Annotated in this window: 15 protein-coding genes; 9 read left to right on the forward strand and 6 right to left on the reverse strand. The window is 65.3% G+C overall.

Annotated elements, in window-relative coordinates:
• The first annotated feature begins 36 nt into the window (after positions 1-36).
• Positions 37-1,587 (forward strand): DUF3300 domain-containing protein, encoded by a 1,551-nt coding sequence (locus GMST_RS19205; RefSeq protein WP_198424582.1) that lies wholly within the window; start codon positions 37-39, stop codon positions 1,585-1,587.
• Positions 1,588-1,701: 114 nt separating this feature from the next.
• Complete coding sequence (locus GMST_RS19210) at positions 1,702-2,622, forward strand: DUF2950 domain-containing protein (RefSeq protein ID WP_246399898.1); 921 nt, start codon at positions 1,702-1,704, stop codon at positions 2,620-2,622.
• 86 nt (positions 2,623-2,708) lie between these two features.
• Here GMST_RS19210 and GMST_RS19215 read toward each other — a convergent pair whose 3' ends face one another.
• The 3 genes from GMST_RS19215 to GMST_RS19225 form a co-directional block, all read right to left on the reverse strand.
• Positions 2,709-3,614, reverse strand: coding sequence for a universal stress protein (locus GMST_RS19215; protein WP_183356325.1), 906 nt, complete (start codon positions 3,612-3,614; stop codon positions 2,709-2,711).
• A 4-nt stretch (positions 3,615-3,618) separates the two neighbouring features.
• On the reverse strand, positions 3,619-4,923 hold the full coding sequence (locus GMST_RS19220) for an Nramp family divalent metal transporter (RefSeq protein WP_183356326.1): 1,305 nt from the start codon (positions 4,921-4,923) through the stop codon (positions 3,619-3,621).
• A gap of 255 nt (positions 4,924-5,178) precedes the next feature.
• The gene (locus tag GMST_RS19225; protein WP_198424583.1) at positions 5,179-6,498 is read right to left on the reverse strand and encodes an amidohydrolase; all 1,320 of its coding nucleotides are present in this window, start codon (positions 6,496-6,498) and stop codon (positions 5,179-5,181) included.
• Between the two features lie 272 nt (positions 6,499-6,770).
• On the opposite strand from GMST_RS19225, the gene GMST_RS19230 reads away from it, so the two are divergent.
• From GMST_RS19230 to GMST_RS19260, 7 genes are all read left to right on the forward strand, one after another.
• A complete protein-coding gene (locus GMST_RS19230) occupies positions 6,771-7,019 on the forward strand; it encodes a DNA-binding protein (RefSeq protein ID WP_183356328.1) in 249 nt (82 codons plus the stop codon).
• 17 nt (positions 7,020-7,036) lie between these two features.
• A complete protein-coding gene (locus tag GMST_RS19235; protein ID WP_183356329.1) occupies positions 7,037-7,330 on the forward strand; it encodes a hypothetical protein in 294 nt (97 codons plus the stop codon).
• 77 nt (positions 7,331-7,407) lie between these two features.
• Positions 7,408-8,019, forward strand: coding sequence for a hypothetical protein (locus tag GMST_RS19240; protein WP_183356330.1), 612 nt, complete (start codon positions 7,408-7,410; stop codon positions 8,017-8,019).
• Positions 8,020-8,276: 257 nt separating this feature from the next.
• Positions 8,277-8,786, forward strand: coding sequence for a SixA phosphatase family protein (locus GMST_RS19245; protein WP_183356331.1), 510 nt, complete (start codon positions 8,277-8,279; stop codon positions 8,784-8,786).
• Between the two features lie 28 nt (positions 8,787-8,814).
• On the forward strand, positions 8,815-9,336 hold the full coding sequence (locus GMST_RS19250; RefSeq protein ID WP_183356332.1) for a helix-hairpin-helix domain-containing protein: 522 nt from the start codon (positions 8,815-8,817) through the stop codon (positions 9,334-9,336).
• A gap of 53 nt (positions 9,337-9,389) precedes the next feature.
• Entirely contained in the window at positions 9,390-10,370 is a 981-nt protein-coding gene (locus tag GMST_RS19255) for a CHAD domain-containing protein (RefSeq protein WP_183356333.1), read from the forward strand.
• Positions 10,367-11,929 carry a Ppx/GppA phosphatase family protein gene (locus tag GMST_RS19260; protein WP_183356334.1) on the forward strand — a complete coding sequence of 521 codons (1,563 nt, stop codon included), beginning with the start codon at positions 10,367-10,369 and terminating at the stop codon, positions 11,927-11,929. Before GMST_RS19255 ends, GMST_RS19260 begins: the two co-directional genes overlap by 4 nt.
• A gap of 395 nt (positions 11,930-12,324) precedes the next feature.
• On the opposite strand, the gene GMST_RS19265 is transcribed toward GMST_RS19260, so the two are convergent.
• From GMST_RS19265 to GMST_RS19275, 3 genes are all read right to left on the reverse strand, one after another.
• A complete protein-coding gene (locus GMST_RS19265) occupies positions 12,325-12,819 on the reverse strand; it encodes a chemotaxis protein CheW (RefSeq protein WP_183356335.1) in 495 nt (164 codons plus the stop codon).
• A gap of 237 nt (positions 12,820-13,056) precedes the next feature.
• Entirely contained in the window at positions 13,057-15,567 is a 2,511-nt protein-coding gene (locus GMST_RS19270) for a glycogen/starch/alpha-glucan phosphorylase (RefSeq protein WP_183356336.1), read from the reverse strand.
• Positions 15,568-15,700: 133 nt separating this feature from the next.
• Positions 15,701-18,406, reverse strand: coding sequence for a cation-translocating P-type ATPase (locus GMST_RS19275; protein ID WP_183356337.1), 2,706 nt, complete (start codon positions 18,404-18,406; stop codon positions 15,701-15,703).
• Positions 18,407-18,418 lie beyond the last annotated feature (12 nt).

Consider the following 18,418-nt stretch of genomic DNA (forward strand, 5'->3'; position numbering starts at 1 on the left):
TAGGTGGGTAGCGCAGCCCGTCTCATGGAGAATCAGATGCGAAAACTACTGTTCATACTTCCTGTACTGGCGATCGTAGCCGGGGTTTCTCTCAGTGCCCCGGCCTTTGCCCAGAGCGAGCCTGGTTACTACAGTGCCTCGGATGTCCCCTATGACAACCTCTTGAGTCCCGAGGAACTCGACGACCTGCTCGCCCCCATTGCCCTGTACCCCGATCCCCTCTTGGCGCAGATCCTTCCCGCCGCCACCTTCGTGGACCAGATCGACGAGGCGGCGCGCTTTGTGCGCCTCTACGGCAACTCGCCCCGCATCGACTACCAGCCCTGGGATATCAGCGTCAGGGCCATCGCCCACTACCCCGACATCCTGTTCATGATGGACCGCAAGTACGACTGGACCGTGGCGCTCGGACAGGCCTACATCGACCAGCCCCAGGACGCCATGGAGTCGATCCAGGTGCTGCGAGCCGAGGCGCGCGACCGGGGGAACCTGTTCTCCACCGCCCAGCAGCAGGTGATCGTGGACCCCGGCGGGGAGATCAGTATCGTGCCGGCTGTGCCGCAGTACATCTACGTGCCGGTCTACGACCCCCAGGTGATCTACTTCGAGCGCCGCCCCTCCTACGGCTTCATCACCTTCGGGGCCGGGTTTGCCATCGGCGCCTGGCTCTGCCGCGACGTCGACTGGCGGGACCACCGGGTCTACTACCACGGCTGGAAACGTGGGGGGTGGGTCGAGCGTTCCCGGCCGCACATCAACGACCGGCGCGGGGTCTACATCAACAACAGGGCCTCGACGATCGTGATCAACCGCCGCGTGCTGCAGCGCGATAGCAGCCGGTTCCGCCAGGAGCTGCGCCAGGAAGCCGTGCGCCAGCGCGAGTTGCCGGGCCGTCCCGTGCCGCCGGCGCGCCGCGAGGGGCGGCCAGTACGCGACGAGCACCGCGCACCGGCCGCAGAGCAGCGCCCGCAGGGTGACCAGGGGCACAAGCCGGAAGTGGACCGGGGCAGACGCCCGGGCACCGAGCAGCGCCCGCAGGCAATCCCCGGCGCCCCGGCAGCCACCCCGGCGCCGCGCGGCGACCAGCACCCCGCAGCCGGCCAACCCGGCTCCCGGGGCGAGCAGCGCCCGCCGGCGGGACAGACCCCGCCGTCCGGAGCGCGCCCCGCCGCGCCGGCAGCACACCCCGCGGCACCGACACCGGCACCTCCCGCCGCCGCGCCGTCTGCTCCCCCGCAGGCAGGGAAACCGAACCCCAGCGACGTATACCGCGGCCGGGATACCCAGCGCAGCCAGCCGGCCTCGCGCTCGGGCTACGGCGGCTACGGCTCGAGCAAGGATGCGACCAGCTACCGCGAGCGCGGCCAGTCGAGCCGCGAGCAGATGCGCGAATCCGGTGCCCGTCCGGCGTTCCAGGGCGCTCCGGCTGCTGTGAAGCCCACTCCCGCACCGGCGAGGCCTGCGGCCTCGTCGCCGTCCCGACGCCCTGCGGCGGCACCGGCTCCGCGCCCCCAGGCACCCAGGCCGGCAGCACCGGCCGGGGCGGAGCGTCCGGCACAGCCAGAGGGGAATAGAGAGCGCAGGTAGGCGATATCGAGATCCGACGCGTCGGTTCCCCATCCCCGACGAGTCTTACGCGACAAGGATAAAACGATGATAAATTCGTCAGTTGGTACCAGACTGTTACAGAAGAGCTTGCAGGTGGTGTTGGTTCTTTTCGCGCTGACCCTGCTGCCGGCGCCTTCCTTTGCCGCCAGCTCCGGAACCGCCCAGCGCAGCTTCGCCTCCCCCGAGGAGGCGCGCCAGGCCCTGGTCGCCGCGGTGCAGGCGAAGAACCATGCCGAACTGGCGGCGATCTTCGGTCCGGCACAGCAGGAGCTGGAGCCGGGCGACCCCGTCGAGCAGGCGGCCGAGTTCGAGGATTTCGCCCACGAGGTCGGCGAAGCGGTGGCCCTGGAACCCCAGGGTGAGACCAAGGTGATCGTGAAGATCGGCGACGAGAAGTGGCCCTTCCCGATACCGCTGGTGAAGAAGGGGGAACACTGGTTTTTCGATACCGTGCAGGGGCGCGAGGAGATCCTGACCCGGCGCATCGGTCACAACGAACTTCTGGCAATCAACGTCTGCCGCAGCTACCTAGATGCCCAGCGCGAGTACTACAACATGCCCGAGCCGGACGGCGACCAGATCCCCAAGTACGCCCAGCACCTGATCAGCCGCCCCGGCCGCCATAACGGGCTGTACTGGCCCACGATCCCCGGGGAGAAGCCGAGCCCCTTAGGGCCGCTGGTCGCCAAGGCCAAAGAGGAAGGGTACTTTCTCCCCGGCAAACCCGGCGAAGGGGGCCGGCGCCCCTTCCACGGCTACTTCTTCAAGATCCTGAAGAAGCAGGGTAAGAGCGCGCCGGGTGGGAAGTTCAGCTACGTGATCAACGGCAACATGGTGGCGGGTCACGCGCTCATCGCTTACCCGAGCCGCTGGGGGGTCTCCGGCGTGATGACCTTCATCGTGAACCAGCGCGGCCGGGTCTACCAGAAAAACCTCGGCCCGAAAACCGCAGAACTGGTCAAGAAGATCGACGCCTACAACCCCGACCTGAGCTGGAAGCTGGTCGGCCAGTAGCCGCCCTCCCCTAATCCCCGGACGCAGAAACGCCCACCGACAGATGCCGGTGGGCGTTTTGTTTTTGTGGCTGGCCTAAATATGCCCTAGCTCTTGCCGACCGGGACCAGAAGGAGCGGGATACGGGAAAGGCTCACGATGCGGTTGGTGACGCTGCCGGACCAGAAGGCTGCCATCCCGGTCCTGCCGTGGGTCCCCAAGACGATCAAATCGATGCTGGCGACGGCCGCCGCCTCGACGATGACACTGGCCGGATCGCCCCGGAAGACGTGCGCGCTCGCCTGGAACCCCTCGGCAAGCAGCCCCTTTTCCAGTTCCTCGAAGTAGTGCTCGGCCTCCTGGCGCGCCAGTTCCAAAAGCCGCGAGGTGGTACCGGGCAAAAGCCGCCGCGCCACCGCCTTGTCGCCGGAGAGCGAGGCCAGTTGCTCGACCACCGCCGCCAGGTGCAGGGTGGCACCGGCCCTCCGGGCCAGCTCCTTGGAGATCGGCAGCGCCTCGGCGTGCTCGGGGTCGTTGTCCATCGGCACCAGGATGTGCCGGCAGAAAAAGGCGGGCGGCTTCCCCTCCTGGTCCGGGTGGGTGATCAGCACCGGCTGCGAGCCGCGGGCGATGACGCTTTGGGCGATGCTCCCCATGAAGAGGTGCAGCGCGGCCCCCCGCCCGTGGGAGCACATGATGACCAGGTCGTGGGAAAGCTCATCGGCGTGCTCGACGATGCACCCGGCGACGTCGTCGGTTTCGTTGGTGTGCACGTGGCACTCGATCTGGGTCCTTTTGGGGAAGGCCCGCTTGGCAAGCTCCTTCAGGTAGCGTTCGGCGTCCTGGGGATGCTTGAGGTGCGCCTGGCCGTGCACCGCGTCCGGCGCGTTCTTCTCGATGACGTGCATCAGGGTGACGCGGGCCTTGAACTTCTCGGCCCAGAAGGCGGCCGCGGGCAAGGCGGCCTCGGCCATTAGGGATCCATCGATGGGTACTAGGATGTGGTTGAACATGGCTTCACCCGGCAACGGTCTTGTAGATCAGGTAGACGTTGAGAACGACGATGATGGCGGCAATGAGCCCCGCCGCAACGGTAGTGCTGCGCCGGTTCACCATCTCGCCCATGATATCACTGCGCGAGGTAAACATGACCAGCGGGATCACGGCGAAGGGGAGCCCGAAACTGAGTACAACCTGGCTCACCACCAGGGTCCGGGTCGGGTCGAGCCCCCAGGCGATCACGGCGAGAGGCGGCGCCATGGTCACCAGGCGCCGGATCCAGATCGGGATGTGCATGCTCAAAAAGCCCTGCATGATCACCTGCCCCGCGCTGGTCCCCACGGTCGAGGAGGAGAGTCCCGACACCAGCAGGGAGAGCCCGAAGATCCAGCGGGCGGCGCTCCCCATGAGCGGCTCCAGCGTACGGTAGGCCTCCTCGATGGTGGCGACCGAGGTGTGCCCGGTCTGGTAGAAGGTGGTCGCGGCCATCATGAGCATGGCGGCGTTCACGCAGCTCGCGATCCCCATGGCGATGACCACGTCGGCGATTTCGAAGCGGTACAGGCTCTTCAGGCGGGCCGGGTCGCGCACCACGATGCGCCCCTGCATGAGAGCCGAATGCAGGAAGATGGCGTGCGGCATCACGGTTGCCCCCAGGATGCCGCAGGCCAGAAAGACGCTCTCGCTCCCGGCAAAGCGCGGCACGAAGATGGCGTGCAGCACCTGGAGCGGATCCGGGCGCACGATGGTGGTTTCCAGAAGGTAGCAGAGGGCGATGAGGCCGACCATGGCCGAGATGACCGCTTCGAGCGGCCGGAAGCCGAAGCGCTCCAGGCCGAGGATCAGCACGGTAGCGAGTCCGGTCAAGAGCGCGCCGACGAAAAGCGGTACCCCCATGAGCAACTGGAAGCCGAGGGCAGCCCCGAGGAACTCGGCCAGGTCGGTGGACATGGCGACGATCTCCATCACCACCCACATACCGATGACGACCGGCTTGGGAAAGTGCTCGCGGCAGTGCTCCGCCAGGTTGCTGCGGGTGACCAGCCCGAGCTTTGCCGAAAGCGTCTGGATCAGCATGGCCATCAGGTTCGAGGCGACGATGACCCAGAGCAGCAGGTAGCCGAACTGGGCTCCCCCCTGGATGTTGGTGGCGAAGTTGCCGGGATCGACGTAGGCGACGCTGGCGATGAAGGCAGGACCCAGAAACGGGAGCAGGCGGGCCAGCAGGTTCTTCTTCTGCCGGCTTCCCAGCACGTTGAGCGCGTTCTCGACCGTCTTGGCGTCGGAGGCTCTGGGGAGGCTGTCAGGTCCAGGCTCGATCATTCTGGGTTTTCCCGGGAGGCTGCCGGACCTTAGGTACCGGCGAACTGGATGTGTTGTGGCGGTGGCGGCTGAATGTTATGCAGTTTCAGACAGTAAGGCGATGAAGTATCAAGCAGCACTCCAGCATTAATGTCATTGGCCAAGGCGCTTGGCAGTCGCTGACGGCTCACGAATAGCACAGAGTCTAACAGGAACTGAGGAAAGTTCTAGGTTCTACGTTCCAGGTTCTGAGTTCTGAGTTCTGCGATATAGGTCCTAAGTTCCAGGTTCAACGCTCGGCGCCACTCGGCCCTGCCCCATCAGACTGAGTACGGCGGCAACCGTGCTCCGCACGCCTGTGTAGAGGGCCGGTTCCGGGAGCGGCGCGTAAAATGGGGAGTGCAGCGAAGGAAGCGGCACCCCGCTTTCCTGGCTTTTCCGGAAAAGGTCGGGATCGGCGGCCCCCAGCCAGAACATGCAGGTGGGAATCTCCCGGTTCAACCCCCAGAAGCCGAAGTCCTCGCTGGCCATCACCGGCTGTGCCTGCTGCACCCGGTCCGCGCCCAGCACAAGGCTCATCGCCTCGGTAACCCGGCGGGTCAGCTGCGGATCGTTGTAGTTCGCCGGATGTGCCACCCTGAGCGCCACGTTGGGGGAGCGTTCCGCGGGAACACCGGCAGCCAGGGCGATCCCCGCTGCCATCCTCTCGACCGAGGCCACGATGCCGTCGCGCACCGCGTCGTCATAGGCGCGGATGCTGAGCAAGAGCCGCACCTGGTCCGGGATGATGTTGCTCGCCGTGCCGCCGTGGATGGAGCCTACGGTGAGTACGGCCGGTTCCAGGGGGTTCACCTCGCGGCTCACGATGGTCTGCAGGGCCAGCACCAGCTGCGCGGCCATGACCACCGGGTCCTTGGCCCGCTCGGGTGCCGAACCGTGGGCGCCGACCCCGTACACGGTGACCTCCACCTCGGTGAGGCTCGCCATGAAGTTCCCCGCCGCACAGGCCACCTCCCCGGCAGGAAGCTGGGCCGTGGCATGCAGTGCGAGTGCGGCATCCGGTCGGGGAACCAGCCGGTAGGCACCGTCGTTCAGCATGGCCTGTGCGCCACCACCCCCCTCCTCTCCCGGCTGTCCGACCAGGACCAGCGTCCCCTGCCAGTTCTCCTTCATGCGGGCGAGCACCCGCGCGCTGCCGATGAGCGAGGCGAGGTGCAGGTCGTGACCGCAGGCGTGCATCACCGCCACTTCCTGCCCGTCCCGCTGCGCCTTCACCCGGCTGGCGTAGGGAAGCCCGGTCTGTTCCTCTATCGGGAGCGCGTCCAGGTCGGCCCGCACCAGCACCGTGGGCCCCGGGCCGTTCACCAAAAGCCCCAAAACGCCGTGGCCGCGCCACTGGTTCTTCAGGTATTTACCGACCCCTTCGGTCACCTGGTAGCCGCAGACGCGCAGATCCCGGGCCAAAAGCGCCGCGGTTTGCTCTTCGTGACCGGAGAGCTCCGGGTTTGCGTGCAGTTTTTTGTAGCAGTCAACGAGCGAGCCGAGCTCGCCGCGCACCAGGCGGTCCAATTGTTCCAAGTTCTGGGGATTCAGCATAGGGGTACTCATGAGGTAAAGGTGATGGTCGTGGAAAACGGCGTCATTCTACTGCAGGCCGGCGCCGGAAGCCACAGGAAAGTGGCGGGAAGGCAGATCGAGCGCCTGCTGCCTGGATACCGGGCAGCTCGGTTATTAATTAGGCAGGAAGCGCAGCGGGACTCCGACCTCCACCGGCGTAACCGGGTCATTTGTCGCGGCGGGGAGACCGGACAGGCGCTGGCACGCTCCATGAAACGGGGTAGCCAGTTCAAACAAAGGGAGGACCACCCATGACCGTTGGCAACGAGGCATTCTACTCCCTCGCCGAGGTGGCTCGGCAGCTTGGGACCACCGAGACGCGTATCCTGATGCTGCTCAAGCAGGGCGCCCTGGAAGGGGAATTGGTGGACGGGTGCTGGTTCATCTACCAAAGCTCCGTCGCAGGCTTAGGCCCGGATCGTGTCTCTGCACCGCTCGAGCCTTCCTGCCGCACCAGTTGCAGCGCATCGACCTGCGCCTGCCACTACAGCGGCAGTTGAAACGCCCTGGAGGAACCATGGGGATCACCATCAAGCCATCAGACTTGAAGTACAAGTATCCCCGGGTGGTAGCGACCCGGAACGAGGCGAAATTGCAGGGGAAGGACGATCCAGCCCCGTTCGACCGCGACGACCTCTACGACATCCTCGCGATGCTGGAGGCGGTGATGGACGATCTGGGGAGCAATGACGCGCAGGTGCTGCACCTCATCGAGGACCTGATGAACCGTGAGCTGCCGCGCAGCTTTACAACCCGCGGCGAGGTCTTCCGCTACCTGGCCGGCACCACCCGCGACTTCCTGGAACTCTGAGGCGCAAAAAAGCCGAGGAGGCCTCGCCACTGCCAAGGCGCGGCGCTGCGAATCCTACCTACTCAAAGGAGAGTGACATGTTTAACCTCGCCCTGAACGACACCAGCGAAACCTTTACCGGCGGCCTCAGGGACGTAAGCTTCGACATCGCGCCAAGCACACTGCAGCCCGGCGACTACACCCTTACCCTCAGGGGCTTCCTCTCGCCCGGATGGCTCGGCCGCCTGGCCGCTTCCCTCGCCCAACACCACATCGGCATCGTCAACGGAGCGGCCGAGAAGGTGACGGCGTACGCCTGGCAGGCCAGCTTCAAGCTGAAGGCCGCACGCACCGCCTGCGACCCGTTGAGCCTCGATTACGCAGCGCTGGCCAACTCGGAGCCTTCGCACCACGCCCTCGCCCCGATCGTACTGCGCGACCTCAAGATCGAGCCGTGCGCCAGGCACCAGGGGAGCCTCTACATAGAGATCCGGGGTGCCGACCGCCTCGGTTTTCTCGGGGATCTGCTCGATTTTTTCAGCATGCGCTGCCTGTTCCCCGTGAAGATGAAGGTGGAAACCCTGGGCGATACCGCGGCGGACCGCTTTTGGTTGCGCGGGGTCGGGGGATCGGTCCCGTCCGACTCGCTGGCTCAGACCATCCGGGAAAACCTGGAGAAGATGGTGGCCGCGAATCATCCACAGATCTGATACGTTACGGCGCAGTTACTAAGCCGCACCTTTAACGATTCCCGCCGGACCCACCACCTAACAATCCGGTGGCCGTGCGGGAATTTCTCTATCAGCCGCACCATAGCATGTTCCCTTCCTGATCGATCCCGCTTCCTTGCTTCCCTCATCCGGTTCTCATGATACAATTGGGCAGAACTTATCTCAGTGTCAGGATATGCTCACAGCAAGCTTGCTGGTTGAATCCTGGAACAGTTGCCGAACTACAGGAGCCTGGTATGGTAATCCATCTGGTACGACACGCTGAGGCGATCGAGCGCACCCCGGAAGTTCAGGAACAGCAGCGTTATCTGACACCTAAGGGCCGCAGCCGTTTTCGCAAGATAGCCGGCACGCTCAAGAAGGCCGGAATCGCACCGGACCTGATACTTTCGAGCCCGCTGATCCGCGCGGTACAGACAGCCGAGATTCTGGCCCAGGCCCTCAAGTTCAAGAAGGAGCTCCAGCTCACCGATCTTTTGGCCCACGGTTTCGGGGAGCCTCAGCTGCACAGACTGCTCGAGGAGCACCCGGACGCCCGGGAGATCGCGCTGGTCGGCCACGAACCCGAGCTGGGCGAGGTCACCCGGCTGCTCTTGGAAACCGAGGGGCCCTGCGCCCTGGACAAAGGGGCGACGGTGACCTTCAAGCTGAAACCCGCCGGGGCGGAGTTCCGGCACTTGGTGGACGGCAGGGCCAACCTCATCGATTCGCGCGGCAAGGCGATCATACATCTGAACCAGGGGTGATCAACGACGCCCCAAGGGGGAGAGCTTCATGGCAGAGCCAGCGGATGACCTGTTGCAGCTCAAGGGTGTAGGCAAGGTGCTGGCACAGCGCCTCGGCGAGGCGGGCCTCGGCAGTTTCGCCGCCATCGCCGAAGCAGGTGCGCCGGGCCTTCAGAGGGTAGCGGGTATCAGCCCGAGCCGGGTCAATTCCCTCCTGGAGCAGGCCCGGCAGCGCACGGCAGCACCGCTCGATCAGGCGCACTCCCCCAAAGAGGCACTCCAGCAGCGCCTGGACCAGGTCAAAGAGCACCTGCAGGCTCTGGCCGAAAAGACTAGGGAGCAGTTCGCCGACCGGCTCGCCGGGAAGCAGGGACGCAAGCTGGCGGGCGACCTGGTGCGCATCGACGACGCTCTGAACCGCCTGGGGGACGGCGGCAGGAAAGGGGCAAAACGAGCGGCAAAGGCGCTGGACAAAGTAGAGAAACGGGTCACCGACCTGGACGGGATCAGCCTGAAAAAGGTACACAAGAGACTGAAAAAGGCGCGTAAGACGCTGGCCAAGGCGCTGTGACGGGCGCCGGGATGCCGCTCCCCTATCCCGCCGCAGCGCCCGGGAGTTTTATCATGCTTACTACAACGACAACACCGCAAGGGGCACACCCGGCAGCCAAGCTGCGTCCCCAGCCGTCTTCTCACACCGCCCCTCAGCGGGATGCGACCCAGGCGACAGCTGCCCGGACGCCGCTTTGGAGCGCGGCGCGCCAGCTTACCGCGGCTCACGCCAAGGAATTCTTCAAGTACTGGCGCAAGGTCGCCAAGAGTTTCGACGCGGAGGATATCCACGACCTGAGGGTAGCCTCCCGCCGGCTGCGCGAGGCGCTGGCGCTCTTTGCCGACTGTTTCCCGGAAAAGACCGTGCGACGCCTGCGCAAACGGGTGAAGCAGGTGACCGGCATCCTGGGCGAAATGAGGAACACCGACGAGGCGCTCCTTTTCTTCGGCAGCCTCTCCTCGACGGAGCGCGAGCCGGCCCAGGCCGAGCTGGACCTGTTGGCGGCCCAACTGCAAAAGGAGCGCGAGGCGGCCCGGCAAAAGCTCGCCAAAGACCTGGGGAACCTGCGGCCGACACCGCTCAAGCGCGCCATCCGCAGCGAGCTCGCCGGACCGGAACTCTTCGGCAACCGGCGCACCGACCCGTTTCAGTCCCTGGCAATTTTCGCCGACGAGGCGCTTGCCAGGCGTGCCGCTCCGGTCGCTGATCTCCTGCCCCAGGCGCTCTTCGAGGCCAACGCCGGCGCCCAGCACCGGCTGCGCATCGCGATCAAGCGGCTGCGCTACCGCCTGGAGATCCTGGAAGCGCTCTTCACCCGCGACTACCAGGAACTGCACGCCGCACTCAAGGGGTACCAGGAGGTGCTCGGCAAGCTGCACGATCTCGACGTCTTCGCAGACCTCGTGCTGCACCGGGTCGAGGACGGCAGCGGCCAGCAGCACCTGCTGCGGGTGATCACCGCCCGGCGCAGTAGGCTTTTCGCAGAATTCCGGCACAAGCTGGACCAGATTTCCGTAGACGCCATCGGCCCGAGGGCAAGGAGGGCCTTGTGAAACAAAACCGCCTGGCAGCCGTCGATATCGGCACCAACTCCATCCGCAGCATCGTCATCGAGGTGGCGGCTTCCGGTAAGTACAAGATACTGGACGATGAGAAGGTCATGGTCCGCCTGGGCGAGGGGCTTAACCAGACCGGGAGCATCTCTCCGGCTGCCTGGGAGCGCGCCCTCAGCGCACTCTCCCGCCAAAAGAAGATCATCGACGGCTACCACGTGTGCAGTATCGAGGCGGTGGCCACCAGCGCGATGCGCAAGGCGCTGAACGGCCCGGCGCTCGTCGAGGCCATCAAGGAGAAGGTGGGGATCGAGGTCGAGGTGATCAGCGGGGAAGCCGAGGCCGAACTCGCGGCGCTGAGCGCCTTCCACAACTTCGACCTGGACGGGGTGCGCCACCTGATCTTCGACATCGGCGGCGGCAGCCTGGAACTGATCAGCGCCCAGGGGACCCACATCGAGGAGATCCTCTCCCTGGAACTTGGGGCGGTATTTCTCACCGAGACCTTCCTGAAGAGCGACCCGGTGACCGAGCCGGAGCACCAGAAACTGCGCAAGCACATCCGCAAGACGCTAAAAGCCTCCTTCTCCCCCGAGGAGTGCAACTCCCTGCAGTGCCTGGTAGGTTCCGGCGGCACCATCACCTCCATCGCGGCGATGGTGATGGCGACCCGGCGCGAGAACTACGATTCAAGCCACGGCTACGAGCTGTTGCGCTCGGAGGTGGTGCACCTTCTGGCGAGCCTCGCGAGAAAGAGCGACAAGGAGCGTCGCGCCATACCGGGCCTCAACCCGGACCGCTCCGACATCATCGTGGCCGGGGTGACGGTGGTGGACGAGGTGATGGATTTCTTCGGGGTGAACCTTTTGAAGGTGAACGAGCGCGGCATCCGCGAGGGCCTCATCCTGCGCGGTCTGCAGAAGTTGAAGCTCCTCCCCGGGGAAAAGCCGGTGCGCTCCTGGCGCGCCTCGCTTTTGGAATATGGGCGTTCCTGCCACTTCGACGAGCCGCATTGCCTGCAGGTGACCCGGCTCGCCCTCGAGATCTACCATGCCCTTGCCAAGCGCTACAGCTTCACCGAAAAGGACCGGCGCCTTCTGGAGGCAGCGGCGCTTTTGCATGACGTCGGCTACTTCATCAACTACTCGAGCCACCACAAGCACTCCTACCACCTGATCCGCCACGCCGACCTTTTCGGGTTCACCCCGCGCGAGCGGGAGCTGATCGCCAACATGGCCCGCTACCACCGAAAGGCCCTCCCCAAGAAAAAGCACGAACCCTACATGCGGCTCTCGGCAGCGGACCGGGCGCTGGTTGGGCGCTTCGGCGGCATCGTGCGCCTGTGCGACGGCCTGGACAGGCGCCGCAACTCGGTGGTGCAGGGGCTTGACTGCCAGCTCGACAAGCACACCCTGAAGCTCACCCTGCAGGGCGAAGAGGACCTCTCGGTGGAACTCTTCGGCGCCCGCGCGAAAAACGACCTGTTTCAGATAGCCTTCGACCTGAAACTCGTCATCGAGGCGCCCGGAGTGGTGGAGTCCGAGGCGGAAAGCGCCTGAACAAGCGCGACACGAACGCAAAAAGGCCCCGGAATTTTACCGGGGCCTTTTTTTATGGGCCGCAAGATCGGTTGTGCCTATTCTCCCGAAGTACTGCAGGTGGGTGCCAAAGACAAAAGCAAATCTCCCCTGGCCCCCCTTTTCCAAAGGGGGGAACTTAAGAGCACCTGCAGTCTCCGTGCGCCTTAGTCATCAAACCGGGAAGAGCTCGAAATCCCTTCTGTCTCCCCTTCGCAAAGGGGAGGACGTAGGCCAACTGTGCTGCAGAACTCCCTTTTCCACGCTTCCCGGACCTCCCAAAAACCTTTACAAATCGGTAAGGGGGGAGTTGCCGACCGTTCGCAGCAGCACGGTCCCCGGGTTGCCCGCAAAAGGGGCGGGGCCCGTTCGGCTCCCTAGAACGAGCTGAAGGCGTCCTGCTCTTCGCCGGAGAACATCCGGTCCAGCTGCAGCATGAGCAGGAGCTGCTCGCCGCGCTGGATAACACCGCAGATGAAGTCCTGGTCCATGCCGCCCGCTGCCATGGCCGGCGAAGGCTGGATCTCGCCGCTGGAGATCCTGATCACCTCGGACACGCCGTCCACGATGAAGCCCATCAGCTTGCCGTCGATGTCCATCACCATGATCCGGGTGTGCTGGTCAGTATCGGATTCCATCATGTTGAACCTGCTGCGCAGGGAAACGATCGGGATGACCTTGCCGCGCAGGTTGATGATCCCCTCGATGCTGGGCGGGGTGTTGGGGATATGGGTGATCGCAGTCATCCTGATGATCTCGCGAACCTTGAGGACCTCGACGGCGTACTCTTCGGCCCCCAGGTTGAAGCTGACCAGCTGGATCAGTTCGTTTTGAGTTTCACCTTTTACAAGCGGTACGATGGCGCGTGACATGAATTCCTCCTGCAGGTCGTTCCTGCGCGTAAGCTGATTGCCGGAAACGGGGGGAGCTTCCCAAAGCCCCGCCCCCTTCGCTAGGGGAACCTATCGGCAGTACGAAGGAAATCTTGAGGAAGAAGTCGCAAGAGAGGCTTTGTCGAAGCAGGGCCGGATGTTTTATGAGTCTCAAGGAGGGAGTGCGACCGCGGGAACCCGGCTGGGGGGCCCGCGGTCGCAGTTTTTCCCTGGGAATCAGGGGCGTTTGGGCGGCACCGGCACCGGGGTGAGTTTCCAGATCTCGTTACGGTACTCGGTGATGGTGCGGTCGGTGGAGAACTTGCCGCTGCGCGCGGTGTTGACGATGCTCATCCGGGTCCAGCGCTCGCGGTCACGGTAGGCAGCGCTCACCTTGCGCTGCGCTTGGATGAAGCTGCGGAAGTCGGCGGCCACCATCCAGGGGTCGCTCGGGTTACCGATGGCGTCGATGATCGGGTCGAAGATGCCGGATTCGAACATGCTGAAGTGCCCGCTGCGCAAAAGCTGCATGACCCTGAACAGGTCGGGGTCGCCGGCGATGATGGCAGCGGGGTTGTAGTGCGGCCTGAGCTCGTCCACCTGGTCGGCGGTGAGGCCGAACATGAAGAAGTTGTCGTCTCCCACTTCCTCGCGGATCTCGATGTTGGCGCCGTCCAGGGTGCCGATGGTGATGGCCCCGTTCATCATGAACTTCATATTCCCGGTGCCGGAGGCCTCCTTGCCGGCGGTGGAGATCTGCTCGGAGAGGTCGGTCCCCGGGCAGACCACCTCCATGGCGGTGACCCGGTAGTTGGGGAGGAAGGCGACCTTGAGGCGGCTCCCCACCTCGGGGTCGTTGTTCACCACGCTCGCCACGTTGTTGATGAGCTTGATGATCAGCTTCGCCATGTAGTAGCCGGGGGCCGCCTTGCCGCCGATCAGCACGCAGCGGTCGGTCCAGTCGGCCGTGTCGCCGCGCTTGATCCGGTCGTAGAGGTGGATCACGTGCAAGACGTTCAAGAGCTGGCGCTTGTACTCGTGGATGCGCTTGACCTGCACGTCGAACAGCGAGACGATCGGGAACTCGACGCCGCACTTCTCCTGCACCAGCTCGGCCAGGCGCGCCTTGTTCATCTGCTTTACCTCGTGCCAGTGGGCGCGGAAGTCGGCATCGCCTGAAAAGTTGAGGATCTCCTGGATCCGCTCCAGGTGCGCGATGAACCCCTCGCCTATCTTCTCGGAGATGAGCCGGGTGAGTTCGGGATTGCACCACCCCAGCCAGCGGCGCGGCGTGACGCCGTTGGTCTTGTTGTTGAACTTGTGGGGCCACAGCTCGTAGAAGTCGCGGAAGAGCCCCTGCGCGAGGAGTTGGGAGTGCAGCGCGGCGACGCCGTTTACCGAGAAGCTCCCCACGATGGCGAGGTAGGCCATGCGGATCTGCGGTACCGGCCCTTCCTCAACCAGCGACATGCGGCGCAGGCGCTCGTTGTCGCCGGGCCAGCGCTGGGCCACCTCGCCCAAAAAGCGCGCGTTGATCTCCAGGATGATCTCCAAAAGGCGCGGCAAAAGCTGCTGGAAGAGCCCCACCGGCCATTTCTCCAGCGCCTCGGGGAGCAGGGTGTGGTTCGTGTAGGCCATGCTGTGGGAGGTGATCTCCCAGGCCTCGTCCCAGCCAAGGCCATGCTCGTCCATCAAAAGCCGCATCAGTTCGGGTACCGCGCAGCTTGGGTGGGTGTCGTTCAGCTGGAAGCAGTTCTTCTCGCCGAAGCTGGCAAGATCCCGCCGGTTCAGGGCGAGCCAGCGCTCGATGACGTCCTGCAGGCTCGCCGAGGCCAAGAAGTACTGCTGGCGCAGCCGGAGCGCCTTGCCGTTCTCGCTGGCGTCGTTTGGATAGAGCACCATGGTGATGTTTTCCGCCTCGTTCTTGGCGGCCACCGACTCCGGGTAGCTCCCGGCGTTGAACTCGCCCAGGTCGAAGATGTCGGTAGGGGCGGCCTTCCAGAGCCTCAAGGTGTTCACCGTGCCGTTTTGGTAGCCGGGGATCGGGATGTCGTGCGGTACGGCGATGACGTCGCGGGTGTCGACCCAGCGCCGCCCGGTGGAGCCGTCGGCACGCACGAAGAGCTCGGTGCGTCCCTGGAAGTGCACCCTCTGCGAGTATTCGGGACGCTCCACCTCCCAGGGGTTGCCGTCGCGCAGCCAGTGGTCCGGTTCCTCTACCTGGCGCCCGTCCACGATGCGCTGGCGGAACATGCCGTACTCGTAGCGGATGCCGTACCCCATGACCGGCAACTGCAGCGTGGCGCAGCTGTCCAGGAAACAGGCGGCCAGGCGACCCAGGCCGCCGTTGCCGAGCCCGGCGTCGATCTCCTGCTCCGCCAGGTCTTCCAACTTGATCCCGAGCTGCAAAAGCGCGGTGGAGGCGCGGTCGGTGATCCCCAGGTTCAAAAGTGCGTTGCCGAGGGCGCGCCCCATCAGGAACTCGAGGGAGAGGTAATAGCCGCTTTTGCACTCGGAATCGTGGTAGGCGTAGCGGGTCGCGCTCCAGCGCTCCATGAGGCGCTCACGGACCGTGTAGGCCAGGGCCTGGTAGTGGTAGCGCGGCGAACGGCTGTACTTGTCGCGCCCCAGGTGGTGGGCGTAGTGGTGGCGGAAATCCTGAATCAACCCCGGCACGTCCATGGGAAGCGGCGGCAGGTCGGTGAGGCCGGGGCTGTATATGGTCTTGTATTTTTTCTTTTCGGTCATTGGCACTCCTTGGGTGGGCGCGGGGACAGGCTTGGCAGCTGCAGCCCCCTGAAGTTGCAACCCGTACAGTGTACCTACTTTTTCTTTTTACAAAAGCAAAAGAATTTTTAATAACAAGAGGTTGCGCGAACCCTCAGGAGAGCGCGCCGAAACTCCCGCGGCGGGCGAACCACTTGGCGAGCTCGAGCACCGGGAGGATGGAGAGGCCGCACCCTGCGACGATAAGCCAGTCCCGGGGCGACAGCGGATAGGTCCTAAGGGCGGACTGCAGCACGGGGATATAGACGACGCACAGGAGCAAAACGAGTTCCCAGAGGATGGCGCGGTTGAGCCAGCGGTTGGCGAAGGGGTGCTGGAAGACCGAGCCGCGATCGGAGCGGAAGTGGTAGGCCTTGAAGAACTCGATGAGGACCAGGGAGACGAAGGTCATGGTCCTCGCTTCGGAGTCGGGCTTACCCGAGGCGAGCGCCCAGGAGAAGAGCAGCAGGTTCACCAGGGTGGACCAGCCGCCGCCTGCCAGCAGGAGGGTGACCACCGCCCGCGTGAAGATGCCGCGCTGGGGGTCGCGCGGCGGCCGGCGCATCAGGTCGGGGTCGGCGGGGTCGACGGCAAGGGCGAGCGCGGGGAGGCCGTCGGTGGCGAGGTTCACGTAGAGGATCTGAACCGCCGAGAGCGGCAGCGGCAGGCCGAGCAGCAGCGCCCCCGCCATGAGGCCGATCTCGCCCAGGTTCGAGGACAAGAGGTACATCAGGTACTTGCGGATGTTGTCGTAGATGGCCCGCCCCTCGGCGACCGCGGCGACGATGCTCGCGAAGTTGTCGTCGGTGAGCGTCATGGCGGCGGCCTCCTTGCTGACCGCGGTCCCGGTGATCCCCATGGCGATCCCGATGTCGGCCTTTTTCAGGGCCGGGGCGTCGTTGACGCCGTCGCCGGTCATGGCGACCACCTGCCCCTGGCGCTGCCAGGCCGCCACCACGCGCAGCTTGTGCACCGGAGCGACCCGGGCGTAGACGTCGATCTCGGTAACGGCGAGGTCCAATTCCCGGTCGTCCAGGGCCTCGAGTTCGGGCCCGGTCACTACCCTCCCCGTGTCGCGCAAAAGGCCCAGTTCCCGCGCCACGGCACGCGCGGTCCCGGGATGGTCGCCGGTGATGAGCACCGGGCGGATCCCGGCCGTGCGGCAGGTGCGGATCGCCTCGGCCGCCTCGGGACGCGGCGGATCGCTCATCCCCACGAGCCCCAAAAGGGTGAGACCGTGCTCCGCGTCCTCGCGCCCCAGGTCCCCAACCCGCCGTGCGATCGCCAGAACGCGCAGGGCATCCCCCGCCATCTGCCGGGCCGCTTCCTTAAGCTCCTCGCGCTGCACCTCGTCCAGTTCCCGCTCGCCTGCTGCCGACAAAACAGTGCTGCAGGCGTCGAGCAGCACCTCCGGCGCCCCCTTGACGCAGGCGAGCGTCCCCTGAGGAGCGCGGCACAGGGTGGTCATCCGCTTGGTCTCGGAGCTGAAGGGGATCTCGTCGAAACGCGGGAAATCGGCGGCCAGGAGGGTTGCCTCCAGGCCGGCCTTGGCCGCCGCCACGACCAGCGCCCCTTCGGTGGGATCCCCCTTGATCCGACAGCGCCCTTCGGCGTCGGGCCCGATCAACCGGGCATCGCTTGCCAGGACCGCCACGCGCAAAAGCTCCCGCAGCGCCTCCGGAGGCTCGACGGGGGAGCCGTCCCGGCTAAACTCCCCTGCGGGGTGGTATCCCGCGCCGCTGACCTGGTACCAGGTGCCGGCCGCCAGGCAGCAGCGGACCGTCATCTCGTCGCGGGTAAGCGTCCCGGTCTTGTCCGAGCAGATCACCGAGGTGCACCCCAGGGTCTCGACCGCCGGGAGCCTGCGCATCAGGGCATGGCGGCGCACCAGGCGCTGCACGCCGAGGGCGAGCGAGATGGTCACCACCGCAGGGAGCGCCTCGGGCACCACCGCGACCCCCAGGGCGACCGCGAAGAGGAGCATCCCCAGCCAGTTTTCGCCGCGCGCGAGCCCGAGCCCGAAGATGATCAGCACCCCGACGAGGGCGGCGCGCGCCAAGAGGACGCCGACCCGATCCAGCCCCTTTTGCAGCGGCGTCTTCTCGGTGGCTATGGTCTGCAAGAGCCCCGCGATTTTGCCGAACTCGGTCGCCATCCCCGTCGCGACCACCACCCCCCTCCCCCGGCCGTAGCTTACCGCGGTGCCGGCAAAGCAGAGGTTTCTGCGGTCCCCAAGCGGCAGCTGCGGGGCGGCCAGGGGTTCCCGGGTCTTCTCGACCGCCTTCGATTCGCCGGTGAGGGAAGCCTCTTCGGTGCGCAGGTTCACCGCCTCGCAGACCCTGAGGTCGGCAGGGATCCGGTCCCCCGCCGCCAACAGCACCAGGTCGCCGGGCACCACCTCCGCAGCCGGGATCTCCCGGTCCTCGCCGTCGCGCAGCACCCGAGCCGTGGGAGCCGCCATTTCGCGCAGCGCCTCGAGGGCGCGTTCCGCCCGGTACTCCTGGAAAAACCCGAGGAGCGCCGCAAAGGCGACGATGACCGCGATGGCTGCCGACTCGACGGCGTGGCCCAGGAAGATGGAGAGCCCTGCGGCCAAGAGGAGGATGATGATCAGGACGTTTTTGAACTGCTCGAGGAGGATCCGCCAGGGGGAGATGCGCTGGGAGGAGCTCAAAAGGTTGGGGCCGTGTGCCGCCAGTCGCCTGGCGGCTTCGGCGCCGGTCAGGCCGGCAGCGGAACTGTCGAGAAGACGGTAGACCTCGTCGACACCAAGGGTGTGCCACTGCGGTGAAGGAGCGGAGTCCGGCGATTCCTTGAGCATGGATTCCCCCAG

The sequence above is a fragment of the Geomonas silvestris genome, from assembly GCF_014193515.1.
Classification (GTDB): domain Bacteria; phylum Desulfobacterota; class Desulfuromonadia; order Geobacterales; family Geobacteraceae; genus Geomonas; species Geomonas silvestris.